A 13,830-nucleotide genomic window follows, 5' to 3' on the forward strand; every position below is an offset into this window, starting at 1 on the left:
CCCTGAGGAGTTCGACGTGCCCGAACAGACCGCTGCCGAGACCACCACGCCCGTGTCGCCCACGGCCAACATCGGAGTCGTCGGGCTCGCGGTGATGGGCTCGAACCTCGCCCGCAACCTCGCCTCACGCGAGGGCAACACCGTCGCCGTCTTCAACCGGTCGCGTTCCAAGACCGATGAGCTCGTCGCCGAGCACCCCGAAGCCGGCTTCGTGCCCGCCTTCTCCTACGAGGAGTTCGCCGCCAGCCTGCAGAAGCCGCGCACCGCGCTGATCATGGTCAAGGCCGGCGGCCCGACCGATGCCGTCATCGACGAGCTGATGAACGTCTTCGAGCCCGGCGACATCATCATCGACGGCGGCAACGCCCTGTTCACCGACACCATCCGTCGCGAGAAGGCCGTGCGCGAGCGCGGGTTCAACTTCGTCGGCATGGGCGTCTCGGGCGGTGAGGAGGGCGCCCTCCTCGGCCCGTCGCTCATGCCCGGCGGTCCCGACGAGGCGTGGGTCACGCTCGGCCCCATCCTCCGCTCCATCGCGGCGGTCGCCGAGGGCGAGCCGTGCGTCACCCACATCGGTCACGACGGCGCCGGCCACTTCGTGAAGATGGTGCACAACGGCATCGAGTACGCCGACATGCAGCTCATCGCCGAGGCCTACGACCTCATCCGTCGCGCGACCGGCAAGACCCCCGCCGAGATCGCCGACGTGTTCGCGCAGTGGAACACCGGCGAGCTCGAGAGCTACCTCATCGAGATCACGGCCGAGGTGCTGCGCCAGGTGGATGCCGAGACCGGTGCGCCGCTGGTGGATGTCATCCTCGACCAGGCCGGCGCCAAGGGCACCGGCGGCTGGACCGTGCAGACGGCGATCGACCTCGGTGTACCCGTCTCGGGCATCGCCGAGGCGGTGTTCGCCCGGTCGCTGTCGAGCCACCCCGAGCAGCGCTCGATCTCCGGAGGCCTTCCGGGACCGGACGACGACGGCGCCGCGCCCCTGAGCGGCGCGGAGGCCGACGCGTTCATCGAGCAGGTGCGCCTGGCCCTCTACGCCTCGAAGATCGTCGCCTACTCGCAGGGCTTCGACGAGATCCGCGCCGGCGCCGCGCACTACGACTGGTCGATCGACCTCGGCGCGGTCAGCAAGATCTGGCGCGCCGGCTGCATCATCCGCGCCCAGTTCCTCAACCGCATCGCCGACGCCTACGCCGCCGAGCCCGACCTCGCGGTGCTCCTGACGGCGCCGTACTTCGTCGACGCGCTCACCCGCGCCCAGGATGCCTGGCGCACCATCGTGGCGCGGGCCGCCGCCGCCGGCATCCCGGCGCCGGCGTTCTCGTCGTCGCTCGCGTACTACGACGGCCTGCGCGCACAGCGTCTGCCGGCGGCGCTCATCCAGGGCCAGCGCGACTTCTTCGGAGCGCACACCTACAAGCGCATCGACAAGCCCGGCACCTTCCACACGCTGTGGTCCGGCGACCGCACCGAGGTCGAGGCCGAAGACACCCACTGAGGCGGGCGACGCGGCTGAGCGGGGCGTTTCGACCCGCTGCGCGCGCTCAACGACCGGGACGGCAACCACCGGTCGTTGAGCGCGCGGCGCAGCCGTGAGCCGAAACGCCTAGAGCCAGTCCTTCTTCTTGAAGACCACGTAGAGCCCCGCGCTCACGGCCGCCATCAGCCCGAGGGCGAACGGATACCCCCAGGGCCACGCCAGCTCCGGCATGTGCTGGAAGTTCATGCCGTAGATGCCGGCGACGAGCGTCGGCGCGAAGCCGATCGCCGCCCACGACGAGATCTTCTTGACCTGGTCGTTCTGCTCGATGCTCCGGCGCGTCATCTCGCTCATCTGATCGTTGCGACGCTGGTCGACGAGCGTCGCGTGGATCGTCAGCGCGTTGTCGAGGGTCTCGCGGAACGCCGCGACCCTCGCGTCGATGTACCGGGCCCGGTCGGCGAGCTCGCGGTAGCCGGGTGCCTCGCCGTTCGGCGTCCGAAGGGCGACGTAGTGCTCGAGTCGGTCCATGATGGCCGGCAGCGGCGCCGTCGCGTGTCGCAGGTCGATCACCTCGCGCTGCAGGGCGAAGATGCGCCGGGACACGCCCTCGTCCTCGCCGAACAGCTCCTCCTCGATCTCGTCGATGTCGTGCTCGATGCCGTCCATCACGTCGCGGTAGCCCCGGGTGACGTACTCGAAGGTCCCCCAGAGCACGCCCAGCGGTCCGCGCGCGGCGATGTCGGGATGCTCGTCGAGTAGCGCGCGCAGCCGGTCGACGTCGACCGCGCCGTCGCCGGAGATCACGACGAAGAAGTCGGCGCCCACGAAGAGGTCCACCTCTCGGCACTGCACCGTCTCGGTGGTGTCGTCGTACTGGGAGGGCTGGACGACGACGTACAGGTGGTCGCCGAAGCGCTCCAGCTTCGACCGCTGATGCGTGCGGAGGGCCGTGGCGACGCCGAGGCGCTCCAGGTGGAGCACCTCGGCGAGCTCGTGCACGTCGTCGTCGGTCGGCGCGGTCAGCCCGATCCACAGCATCCCGCCGCGCCGGCGCGCCTCGGCGAGCGCCTCGGCCGGGGAGGCATCGATCGGGTGGGCGATGCCGCCGTCGTAGACGACGCACTGGGGCTGGGCCATGAGAGCCACCCTAGGCCCCGCCCCGGTGCGTCGCGCGTCAGCGGCTGATGTCGCGGACGGTCCCCTTCTCCAGGCGCAGCCGACGGCGTGCGCGCTTCGCGACCGCGGAGTCGTGCGTCACCATGACCAGCGTCAGCCCCTCCGCATTGAGCTGCTCGAGCACCACGAGGATCTCGTCGCGCATGTGCTCGTCGAGATTGCCCGTGGGCTCGTCCGCGAGCAGCACGCGGGGGCGCTTCGCGATGGCGCGCGCGATCGCAACGCGCTGCTGCTGACCGCCGGACAGCTCACCCGGGCGGTGGGCGCCGCGGTCGGACAGCCCCACGTGATCGAGCGCCTCGGCGACCCGCACGTCGCGCTCGGCCCGGTCGAGTCCGAGCGGTTCGAGGCCCATCGCGACGTTTTCCGCCGCGGTCAGCGTCGGGATGAGGTTGAACGCCTGGAACACGAAGCCGATCTCGTGCGCGCGCAGGCGCTCGAGGTCCGCGCCGGATGCCGAGGCCAGGTCGGTCTCGCCGATGACGACGCTCCCGGTGGTCGGCGTGTCGAGCGCCCCCAGCAGCTGCAGGAGCGTCGACTTCCCGCCCCCGGTCGGGCCCTGGATGGTCACGAACTCGCCGGTGGGGATCTCGAGGTCGACGCCCCGGAGCGCCTGGACCTCGCGCCCCTTCTGTCGGAAGGTCTTCGTGACGGCGGTCAGCCGGTAGGCGGGCGCGCCGGCGGGGTCGGCGGCGCTCCCGACGGTCGGGTCGATGAGGGTCATGTCGGAGCTCTCTTCGTTAGGGGGGTCGGTGGGGTGGGAGGCGGTGGCGTTCACGAGACGGCTCGCAGTGCCTCGGCGGGGCTCAGGCGGGCCGCGCGCCATCCGCCGAAGGCACCGGCGACGAGGCCGCCGGCCACGGCGAGGCCGAGTGCGAGCGCGATGATCCAGACCGAGAGGGGCGCGTGCAGGACGATGTCGGTGGCGGTCTGTGCGAGCTGACCGAACCCGCCCTGGCCTCCTCCCGGGGCCTGTCCCATGCCGCCGGGGCCTCGCCCGCCCGTCGTCGTCGCGGGCGTGGAGGAGATCGTGGGCGCGATGACGTTGATGATGACCACGCCGATCAAGCCGAGCACGACACCGGCGATACCGCCGATCAGCGCCTGCACCATCGACTCCCCCGCGACCTGGCCGACGACGCGCGAGTTGGACCAGCCGATCGCCTTGAGCGTTCCCAGCTCACGCGTACGACGCGAGATGCCGGAGATCGTGAACAGCACGGCCAGGGCGACGGCGACGGCGAGCACGATGATCGACAGCCACGTCCCGAGGCTCGTGATGAGCGAGCTCGCGCTCGAGAGGGAGCCGGAGACGGTCGAGGCGAGCTCGGACTGCGAGCTCACGGTCGCGTCCGGCAGCACGGCGGCCAGCGCCGTCTGCACGTCGGCGATGCGATCGCTGGAGGTCGCCTGGACGTACACCGTCGACACCACGTCGCCCGCGCCGGACAGCGTCTGGGCCACGTCGAGGGGGATGTAGACGTTCGCCGCCGTGTCGGCCGACGAGGAGGCGGACGCCACGATGCCGACGACCTCGAAGCTCGTGCCGCCGATGTCGATCGTGCCGCCGACGGCGACGTCCGCGGTCGCGGCGTAGGTGGCATCCAGCACCGCGACGTCGGAGCCGGCGTCGCTGGAGTCGAGGGCACGCCCGTCGCTCAGCGAGACCGCCGAGAGCGGTCCGACCGCCGTCGAGGACGGGTCGATGCCGAGCACCGTGAAGGAATCGACGCCGAACGACCCGCCGCCGAAGCCGCCGCCGCCCTGGCCACCCTGGCCGCCCTGGCCGCCCTGCCCCTGCTCGGGCATCGTCCCGGTGCCGTCACCGGTGCCGGCGTCGGAGGGCGCCTGCGGCAGCTCGCCGCTGAAGGTCATGTTCGTCAGGCTGAGCGCACCCGTGGCGGCCGACACCCCGTCGACATCCGCCACCGTCTCCAGCACCGAGGCGTCCAGCGTGCTGCGTCCGAAGTCGGTGACCAGTCGCGACTGGCTGAGGGTCGTCGTGCCGTCGGTCCCGGTCTGACCGCCGCCCTCGCCGAAGTCGAAGCGGCCGCCGCTGCCGGGGCCGCCCGAGCCCGGCTCGGCCTGGGCGCCCGTGACGGTGAGGTCGGTGCCGACGCCGTACACCGACTGCAGCGCCTCGGCCTGCGCGTCCCGGATCCCGGCCGACAGCGCGTTGACCATGATCACCAGTGCGACGGCGACGGCGAGACCGATGGCCACGATCGTCGTCTGCTTCTTCCGGCCGGACAGCTCGCGGCGCAGATATGTCCAATACATCGAGTCCCCTTCTGGCGCCCGCTGCGGTGTGCGCGGCCACGCCGACGCCTCGACGGTAAGAGGGGCGTCGATGTGCCGTCTCGGTCCGGGTTAGGCAGGAGCTATGAGTGCGGGCCGGCGATACACAGCAGGCTCATAGTGCTCGGCATAGGTTCCTCACAGGAGGGGCACGAGAATAAACCCATGACCGCTCTCGCCGCCGCTCCCACCCTCCACCGTCCCGACGGTTCGGCCCTCCGCGTGCTCGTCGTCGACGACGAGCAGATGCTCACCGACCTGCTGTCGATGGCGCTGCGGATGGAGGGCTGGGACGTCCGTACCGCCGGTTCCGGCTACGACGCGCTCTCCCAGGCACGCGAGTTCGACCCCGACGCGATGGTGCTCGACATCATGATGCCCGACCTGGACGGCATGTCGGTGCTGCAGCGGCTGCGGCACGCGGGCAACGACGTGCCCGTGCTCTTCCTCACCGCGAAGGATGCCGTGGCGGACCGCGTCGCGGGCCTCACCGCGGGCGGCGACGACTACGTGACCAAGCCCTTCAGCCTCGAAGAGGTGGTCGCACGTCTGCGCGGCCTCATGCGGCGGGCCGGCACGGCGACCGCCGGCACGGCCGACCCGATCCTCCGGGTGGGCGAGCTGACGCTCAACGAGGACTCGCACGAGGTCATGCGCGGCGACGCGGAGATCGAGCTGACCGCCACGGAGTTCGAGCTCCTGCGCTTCCTCATGCGCAACCAGCGTCGCGTCGTGTCGAAGGCGCAGATCCTCGACCGCGTCTGGAACTACGACTTCGGCGGTCGCTCGTCGGTCGTCGAGCTCTACATCTCCTACCTCCGCAAGAAGATCGACGCCGGACGCGAGCCGCTCATCCACACGGTCCGCGGCGTCGGCTACATGATCAAAGCCCCTCAGTGAGCGCCACGACCCCCTCATCCCCCGGGCGTCACGTGCGCCGGCGCTGGAGCCTGCAGACCCGCCTGATCACGGCCGTCGTCGGCATGGTGACCCTCATCCTCGCGATGATCGGCCTGGCCACGAGCGCGCTGCTCGGCAACATCCTGTCCGGTCAGCTCGACACCCAGGTGCGCGACGCCGCCGGCAGCGTGAGTGCGCAGCTGGTCGGCCCGCACTCCGACTACGGCTCGGTCGAGACGGCGCTGAGCGTCCTCCAGGACGCCCGCGTGCGCACCCCCGGCGTCCTGCTGGTCGTGCGCTCCCCCACTGCCCTCGACGGGGCCTACCTCGACGGCAACACCGTCAACCAGCTCACCGACGCCCAGGTGCAGCAGATCGTGACCGCCTTCGACACCTCTCCCGCGACGACCGCCACCGTCGACGACCTCGGCGCCTACCGGCTGTTCACGACCCGCGCCGGCAACAACTACGTCATCGCCGTCGGGCTGCCGCTGTCGTCCATCAGCTCGACGATCGCCCAGATCCTCACGACCGTCGCCCTGGTCACGACGGGCGGCCTGCTCCTGCTGGCGGCGGTCATCGCGATCGTGATCCGACACTCGCTGCGACCGCTGCGCGCCGTCGCGGCGACCGCCACCCGGGTGGCGGCCCAGCGACTGGACTCGGGCGACGTGACCATCACCGAGCGCGTCCCGGCGACCGAGGCCGATGCGAGCGACGAGATCGGTCGGGTCGGCGCGGCGTTGAACTCGCTGCTCGATCACGTCGACGTCTCGCTGACCGCGCGCCAGCGCAACGAGGAGCGCATGCGCGCCTTCGTCGCCGACGCGAGCCATGAGCTGCGCACCCCGCTCGCCGCCATCCGCGGGTACTCCGAGCTGTCGCTGCGCTCCCTGCGGACGGTCCAGGCGGCCGGCGACGCCGCGACCGCGACGCAGGTCGCCGTCAGCGCCGAACAGTCGGAGCACAGCCTGGAGCGCATCCAGTCGGCGTCTCTGCGGATGACGGCCCTGGTCGAGGATCTCCTGCTGCTCGCGCGCCTGGACGAGGGCAAGGAGCTCGTCTACGGCGCGGTCGATCTGACACGTGTCGTGCTGGACGGCGTCGCCGACGCGCAGGTGGCCGGTCCCGAGCACCAGTGGCAGCTCGATGCCACGGAGGAACCCGTGGTCGTCGCCGGCGACGCCATGCGCCTGCACCAGGTGATCGCGAACCTCCTGACCAACGCGCGCGTCCACACCCCCGCCGGCACCACCGTCACCGCATCCATCGCGCTCGTCGACGGCGAGGCCGTCGTGCAGGTCGCCGACGACGGCCCCGGCATCGCCCCGGAGATCGCGGGAGAGCTGTTCGAGAGGTTCTCGCGCGCCGACACCTCACGCGCCCGGCAGACGGGCGGGACGGGGCTGGGACTCTCGATCGCGCAGGCGATCGTGACGGCCCATCACGGCACGATCACGGTCGACAGCGTGCCGGGCCGGACGGTGTTCGAGGTGCGCCTGCCGGCGCGGCCCGCCACCCCCGGGGCGGAGGGCGCCTCGACCGCCGTCGACGCCGCCTGACGGCGACATCCGCGAGCGGCGGCCGGCATCCCGGTTCGCCTCCTCACGGTCACGACTGGTTGACTTAGTGCGTGGATCTCGAGCGGTGCCGCGCGGCTGATGTCGAGGCGCTGACGGCCTTCCTCACAGCGGTGGACCTCACGCTGAGCGGACTGGACGCACCGAGCGTGCGATTGTGGCTCGAACGCGACGGGACGGGTGCGATCGTCGGCAGCGTCGGCTACGAGATCAGCGGCGACGGCCGTCATGCGCTGATCCGCAGCGTCGCCGTCGGCCCGACGCGGCGTTCCCGTGGTCGCGGCACCGCGCTGGCGCGCTTCGCGCTCGAGCGTGCCGTCGCGGAGGGCGCCCGGAGGGCGTGGCTCTTCAGCCGCCGGTCGGGCCCGTTCTGGCAGAGCCTGGGCTTCGAGCCGGCCGACCGCGACGAGCTCGTCGCGACGTTTGCGGACACCCATCAGGTGCGTATGTTCCAGCAGACCGGACGGCTGAGCCGAGAGGTCGCCTGGTCGCGCCCGCTCGCCGCGGGCTGACCCGCGCGCGGGCGGCTCACGTACCCGCCCGAGACGGGGCGGCCGGGTCGCGGCCGGGGCTCAGTAGCCGGAGAAGGCGTCCGTCGTCAGGGAGCGCGCCTTCTCGAGCGCGGGCGCGAGATCGGCGATGAGACGCGGCGGCCCCGAGATGTAGGCATGGCGCGCAGCGAGGTCGGGAACCACCTCGAGCAGGCCGTCGGCGTCGAGTCGGACGCCGCGTGCCCAGCGCCAGTGCGGCGGCAGGGTGGAGGGCTCGTTGCGCGTGAAGACGATCACGGGGATGCCGGCATCCTCCAGGTCGCTGCGGAACGCGAGCTCCTCGGCATCCGAGGCGACGTAGACGAAGACGACGTCGCGGTCCTCGCCGGACAGGCGCAGGTGACGCAGCTGGGACACGAACGGCGTCACGCCGATGCCCGCGGCGACCATCAGGACGGGGGCGGACGGCCGCGCCGGCAGGACGAAATCGCCCCAGACGCCGGTGACGGCGAGCCTCTGGCCGGGCTCGACGAGGGCGAGCGCCTTCTTGTAGCTGGACTGCGATCCCTCCCGCAGTGCGATGCGCACCTCCGGGAGCTCTTCGGGGGCGGAGACGATGCTGAACTCCCGCCGGGTGCCGCGCGCGTCGGGGCGCGGGTGCGGCACCTCGAGCTCGAGGTACTGCCCCGACACGAAGCGGAAGCGCCGCTCGGCACGGAACGAGAGCTCGCGCACCGTCGGGGTCAGCGCCACGCGGTCCTGGAACGTGAGGCGGACGGCCGTGCGGGCGGCGAAGGCGAACGCGAGGAGGTTGCCGATGAGCAGCGCGCGCTCCTGGCCGAGGCTGACGTCGCCGATGTCGATGGGCCAGCCGGCCAGCACGCCCACGAGCGCCGCCACGGCGAACTGCTGCCAGCGACGGGGCGGGAGGGTGAGCGGCTCGGACAGCATGAAGGCGCCGAGGAACAGGAACGGCGACGACCACAGGATGTTCCAGAAGACGGTGCCGGTGTCGAGGGCGAGTCCCGCCTGCTGATACTGCACCGATGTGCGCACGAACGCGACCGCGACCGCGATCAGCAGGAACAGCGTGATGATGCGCACCTTCTCGGTGCGCACGAGCACCACCAGCCCGAGCAGGATCACCGGGCCGGCGAGGAACGGGGATCCCACCCACCAGGCCGAGGCGCCGAGGTCCGGAAGCCAGACGCTGAGGATCGTGAGGACGGTGGCGCCGACGGCGGCCGGGTTGAAGATGTGTCGCCCCTGCCACACCAGCAGGTACTTGGATGCCGAGGCCACCACGCCCGCCACGACGACGCCCACGAGTCCCAGCGGCTCGACCGTGGGCCGGAGCACGAACAGCAGGATGAGCGCGGTGATGAGGGAGGACTCCCAGCGCCAGTCCTTGCCGAGGAAGCGGTGCGCGACGGCATCCGTGCCCGCACACGCCAGCGCGAGGACGGCGACGGTAGCGAGCAGCTCCCACGGCGACGGCCCCACCGCGCCGAACAACGACAGCACGAACGAGATCGCCGCGAGCACCGCGAGGGCGAGCACGACCAGTCGGTACATGGAGACGCGGCCGAGCACCGCGAGGGTGCGGTTCCAGGCGGCGGTCAGCGAGGTCATCACAGGAACAACTCTGCCTTACTGTCGGGCGACCACTCCACGCGGCCGTCGGTGGTCATGCGGACCCACGCGACGCCGTGGGCATGGGCGAAACGCGGTCCGCCGTCGAAGAAGAGCGCGGTCGCCGCGGCATCCGCGGTCATCGCGTCGGGCGCCACCGCCCACGTGGCGGCGATCGTCCGCACCGGCTCCCCCGTGCGGGCGTCCAGGACGTGGTGCAGGCCGCCGCCGTCCGCGCCCGGCCACGCGCGGCGCTGCGTCGCCGACGCGCACAGGGCCGCATCCGTCACCTGCCACACGCCGATCGCACGCGCCGCGTCGAAGGGATGCTCCAGGGCGATGGTCTCGCTGCCGCGGAGGGCGATGTCGCCGCCCGCGTCGACCGTGACGTCTCCGTCGGTGCGGGGGGCGAGGGTCGCGAGCACCAGATCGACCAGGCGTCCCTTCCCGAGCGCCCCGACGTCGATCGTGGCGGCCTCCCGCAGCGTCAGGGTCCCGTCGGTCCACGTCAGCAGTTCCCGCCAGCGTGCCGGCGCCGACTGCGCGCCGCGATCGACGAGGCCGTAGCGGGCGTCGTAGCCGCGGCGCGCGAGCGCGTCGCCCACGAGGGGGTTGACCGCCCCTTCGGTGGACTCGCTGAGCGCGCCGTACAGCTCGAGCATCGCGGCGGCGTCGGCGGGAGCCGGGATCGCGCCGGGCTCCGATGCGAGGGGCGCGATCCGCGCATCCGGACGGAACCGGGACCAGGTCCGGTCGAAGTCGTCGACGAGCGCGCTCACCGCGGTGCGGAGAGCCGGTGCGAGCGGCGCCGACGTGTCGATCCGCCACCGCGTGCCGATCGCCTCGAACTCCCACCGGGCCCGCTCGAGCATGTCGCCTCCGCGCGGCGGCGTCGCCGTCACGCCTTCGCTTCGGACTTGATCTCCGCGATGGCCGTGTTGAACCCGCCGCTCGTGAGCGACGATCCCGCGACGCGCGACACCGAGATCTCGTCGATGTTCTTGCCGACGACCTCGCTGCTGATCCCGCCGATGAACTGGCTCTGGTACTGCTCCGACTCGCGCTTGGTGGGGTTGCCCGACACCTCGACGCTCGTGATGACGTCGTCGGCCAGGGTGACGGTGACCGAGATGGTCTCGACGGACTCGGGGGTCGAGTAGGAGCCGTCCGCGGTGTACGTGCCGTCCTTGTAGACGCTGGTGGACGCGGTCGACTCCGCCGCGGCGGTCGACGAGGGCGTCGCGGATGCCGTGGCGGCGGTCGTCTTCTCCGGCGTGGAGCTGGCCGTCGCGTCGGCCGTCGTCGTGGCCGAGCAGCCCGCGAGGGCGACCATGCCGAGGACGGACGCGGCGGCGGCGCCGGCGCGGACGGAACGGGGTACGGCGGTGGTGCGGATCATGATGGTCCTCCTTCTGTCGTGCCCTGCCGCTTCAGATGCACGGGGGCGCATCGCGGTGGCAGTTCCACGGTAGCGGGGGCCGGGTTGGCGTCTGCCAGGCGTTGCCTATGCATTCGCATTGAAAGACGCGCGCACTCAGCGCACCGCCGCGACGCCCGGGCCCGACCGACGCCGCAGCGCCTTGAGCCCTTCCACCGCGAAGAACACCGCGACCGACATGCCGACCGGGAGGATCCAGCCCACCGCATCCAGGGGTTCGGAGCCGAACAGCCCATTGAGGAACGGCAGGTAGGTGTACAGCACCTGGAGCACGATGAGAGCGAGCGCCGACCACCAGATGACCGGGTTGCCGCGCAGGACGTCCACCGTGAGGCTCGATCGCCCGAGGAAGCGGCAGTTGAGCAGGAACGCCAGCTGACCGAACGCGAGCATCGCGACGGCCTCCGTGCGCGCGACGTCGACGTCCGAGCCGCGCGCGAGCGAGAGGGCGAAGACCGCGAGCGTCGCGCCGCCGATCAGCAGCGACACCGAGAGCACGAAACCGAGCTCTCGGGCCGACACGATGGATCCGCCCGTGGCGCGCGGCGGACGGGTCATGATCCCGCGCTCGGCCGGCTCGTAGGCGAGCGCGAGCGACAGGGTGACGGCGGTCACCATGTTCACCCACAGCACCTGGACGGGTGTCAGCGGGAGGGTCAGGCCGAACAGCACGGCGACGAGGATCACCAGCGACTGCGCGCCGTTGGTCGGCAGCAGGAAGACGACCGACTTGCGGAGGTTGTCGTAGATGCGCCGTCCCTCGGCGATGGCGCTGCGGATCGTCGCGAAGTTGTCGTCGGCCAGGACGATCTCGGCGGCCTCCTTCGTCGCCTCGGTGCCCTTGATGCCCATCGCGATGCCGACGTCGGCACGGGTGAGCGCGGGAGCGTCGTTGACGCCGTCGCCGGTCATCGCGACGACCTCGCCGTGCGACTGCAGGGCGCGGACGATACGGATCTTGTGCTCGGGACTCGTGCGGGCGAACACGTCGACCCCGCGCACGACGGCCTTCAGCTGCTCCTGGCTGAGCGCCTCCAGCTCGGCGCCGGTCAGCACCGGGGCGTCCTCGTCGGCGACCAGACCCATCTCGCGGCTGATCGCACGGGCGGTGCCGGCGTGGTCACCGGTGATCATCTTCACGCGGATGCCGGCGGCATGGCAGTCGGCGATGGCGGCGATGGCCTCGGGACGCGGCGGGTCGACGATGCCCCACAACCCGAGGAGCTCCAGGTCCTGGAGGTCGTCGACCTCGAGGGTGGTGGCGCGGGTGGGCTTGCGTGCGGCGGCGAGCACGCGCAGGCCCTGCCCGCTGAGCTCGTCGACCGCCCGCTCCCAGAAGCCGCGGTCGAGCGGCTCCGAGCCGTCGGCCCCGCGCTGGGTCAGCGCGCGGTCCAGGAGGCGGTCGGGCGCGCCCTTGACCAGGATCGCGCGCGAGCCGTCGGCGCTCTCGTTGAGGGTCGCCATGAACTTGTGGGCCGAGTCGAAGGGCACGACGCCGATACGGCGCGTGCCGGCGGTGTCCGCTCCCCCCTTCATCGCGACGACCTTCAGCGCGCCCTCGGTGGGCTCTCCGACCAGCGCCCAGCCGGCGGCGCCGGCCCGCTCGGCATCCGCTCCCGCGGAGACGCGCTCGAGGGACGCGTCGTTGCACAGGTCGGCGACGGCGAGGAGGGCCGCGAGATCGGCGCCGCCGGCCGGCGCGATGTCGCCGGCGGGGTCGTAGCCGAGGCCGGACACCTCGTAACGTGCGACGGGCGTGACGATCGTGCGGACGGTCATCTCGTTCTTGGTGAGCGTGCCGGTCTTGTCGGAGCACACGGTGGTCACCGACCCGAGGGCCTCCACCGCGGGGAGCTTGCGCGTGATCGCGTGGCGCCGCGCCATCTGCTGCACGCCGATCGCCAGCGTGATGGTGACGAGGGCGGGCAGGCCCTCGGGGATCGCGGCGACGGCGAAGCCGATGGTCGCCGACACCAGCTCGGGCAGCGGCATCTGGTGGAGGTAGCGGCCGATGACCATCATCGTCAGCGCCATGCCGAGGATCACCAGCGTGAGCTTGCGGCCGAAGGCGTTCAGCTGGGTGGTGAGCGGCGTGTCGAGCGATCCGGCGTCGCCGACGAGCGCCTGGATCTTGCCGATCTCGGTGGACGAGCCCGTGCCCGTCACGATGCCGAGGCCCTGTCCGGCCGTCACGATGGTCCCGGAGAAGGCCATCGACGAGCGGTCGCCCACGCCGGCGTCGCCGGCGACGGGGGCGCGGTCCTTCGACGACGACACCGACTCCCCGGTCAGCGCCGCCTCGTCGATCCGCAGCTGGGTCGCCTCCGCCAGCCGCACGTCGGCGGGGACCTTGTCGCCCGGCATGAGTCGCACGAGATCGCCCGGCACGAGATCGGCCGCCGGCACCGTCGCCCACCGGCCGTCGCGACGCACGGTCGCATCGGACGAGAGCATGCCGCGGATGCCCGCCAAGGCCTTCTCGGCGCGCCCCTCCTGCACGTAGCCGATGACGGCGTTGATGATCGCGACCGCCATGATCACCCAGAAGTCCAGCCAGTCGCCCATCACCGCCTTGATGGCGGCGGCGGCGAGCAGGATGTAGATGAGCGTGTCGTTGAAATGCGACAGGAAACGGAGCCACGCGGGGGTCCGCTGGGGCTCGGGCAGGAGGTTCGGCCCGACGACGTCGAGTCGCGACGTCGCTTCGGACGTGGTCAGGCCGGCGTCGTCGACGCGCAGCGCGCGCCGCACCTCGTCGACCTCACGTGCGTGCGGGCCTGCGACGGTGAACTCGGCGTCGACGGTGGGAAGGGTCATAGC

The 13,830-nt window shown here is 71.8% G+C and carries 11 protein-coding genes; 4 read left to right on the top strand and 7 right to left on the bottom strand.

Annotation, left to right across the window (positions count from 1 at the left end; genetic code table 11):
* Positions 1 to 16 precede the first annotated feature (16 nt).
* Positions 17 to 1,510: an NADP-dependent phosphogluconate dehydrogenase gene (gene gndA / locus KY498_RS05320; protein ID WP_060959848.1), complete on the top strand. Its 1,494-nt coding sequence runs from the start codon at positions 17 to 19 to the stop codon at positions 1,508 to 1,510.
* Positions 1,511 to 1,618: 108 nt separating this feature from the next.
* Here the strand turns inward: gndA and KY498_RS05325 are convergent, their stop codons facing one another.
* Genes KY498_RS05325 through KY498_RS05335 form a run of 3 tightly spaced genes read right to left on the bottom strand, consistent with a single transcriptional unit; the run spans position 1,619 to position 4,951 of the window.
* Positions 1,619 to 2,632 carry a magnesium and cobalt transport protein CorA gene (locus KY498_RS05325; protein WP_101306010.1) on the bottom strand — a complete coding sequence of 338 codons (1,014 nt, stop codon included), beginning with the start codon at positions 2,630 to 2,632 and terminating at the stop codon, positions 1,619 to 1,621.
* A 37-nt stretch (positions 2,633 to 2,669) separates the two neighbouring features.
* Positions 2,670 to 3,395: an ABC transporter ATP-binding protein gene (locus tag KY498_RS05330; RefSeq protein ID WP_191008336.1), complete on the bottom strand. Its 726-nt coding sequence runs from the start codon at positions 3,393 to 3,395 to the stop codon at positions 2,670 to 2,672.
* A 50-nt stretch (positions 3,396 to 3,445) separates the two neighbouring features.
* Entirely contained in the window at positions 3,446 to 4,951 is a 1,506-nt protein-coding gene (locus tag KY498_RS05335) for an ABC transporter permease (RefSeq protein WP_191008335.1), read from the bottom strand.
* 183 nt (positions 4,952 to 5,134) lie between these two features.
* Here KY498_RS05335 and KY498_RS05340 point away from each other — a divergent pair, with 183 nt between their 5' ends.
* The 3 genes from KY498_RS05340 to KY498_RS05350 all read left to right on the top strand — a co-directional run bounded on the left by KY498_RS05340 (position 5,135) and on the right by KY498_RS05350 (position 7,961).
* Positions 5,135 to 5,869 (top strand): response regulator transcription factor, encoded by a 735-nt coding sequence (locus KY498_RS05340; RefSeq protein WP_060959825.1) that lies wholly within the window; start codon positions 5,135 to 5,137, stop codon positions 5,867 to 5,869.
* Positions 5,870 to 5,952: 83 nt separating this feature from the next.
* Positions 5,953 to 7,431, top strand: coding sequence for a cell wall metabolism sensor histidine kinase WalK (locus KY498_RS05345; protein WP_191009669.1), 1,479 nt, complete (start codon positions 5,953 to 5,955; stop codon positions 7,429 to 7,431).
* A 71-nt stretch (positions 7,432 to 7,502) separates the two neighbouring features.
* A complete protein-coding gene (locus KY498_RS05350) occupies positions 7,503 to 7,961 on the top strand; it encodes a GNAT family N-acetyltransferase (protein WP_191008334.1) in 459 nt (152 codons plus the stop codon).
* Positions 7,962 to 8,021: 60 nt separating this feature from the next.
* On the opposite strand, the gene KY498_RS05355 is transcribed toward KY498_RS05350, so the two are convergent.
* The 4 genes from KY498_RS05355 to KY498_RS05370 form a co-directional block, all read right to left on the bottom strand.
* A complete protein-coding gene (locus KY498_RS05355) occupies positions 8,022 to 9,572 on the bottom strand; it encodes an FAD-dependent oxidoreductase (RefSeq protein ID WP_060959828.1) in 1,551 nt (516 codons plus the stop codon).
* Entirely contained in the window at positions 9,572 to 10,444 is an 873-nt protein-coding gene (locus tag KY498_RS05360) for an FAD:protein FMN transferase (RefSeq protein WP_191008333.1), read from the bottom strand. The genes KY498_RS05355 and KY498_RS05360 overlap by 1 nt, the downstream gene beginning before the upstream one ends.
* Positions 10,445 to 10,470: 26 nt before the next feature.
* Positions 10,471 to 10,971, bottom strand: a complete 501-nt coding sequence (locus tag KY498_RS05365) for a hypothetical protein (RefSeq protein WP_060959829.1) — start codon at positions 10,969 to 10,971, stop codon at positions 10,471 to 10,473.
* A 135-nt stretch (positions 10,972 to 11,106) separates the two neighbouring features.
* Positions 11,107 to 13,827 (bottom strand): HAD-IC family P-type ATPase, encoded by a 2,721-nt coding sequence (locus KY498_RS05370; RefSeq protein ID WP_191008332.1) that lies wholly within the window; start codon positions 13,825 to 13,827, stop codon positions 11,107 to 11,109.
* Positions 13,828 to 13,830: the final 3 nt, after the last annotated feature.

It is taken from the genome of Microbacterium sp. PAMC21962 (assembly GCF_019443465.1).
Taxonomy (GTDB): Bacteria; Actinomycetota; Actinomycetes; order Actinomycetales; family Microbacteriaceae; genus Microbacterium; species Microbacterium hominis.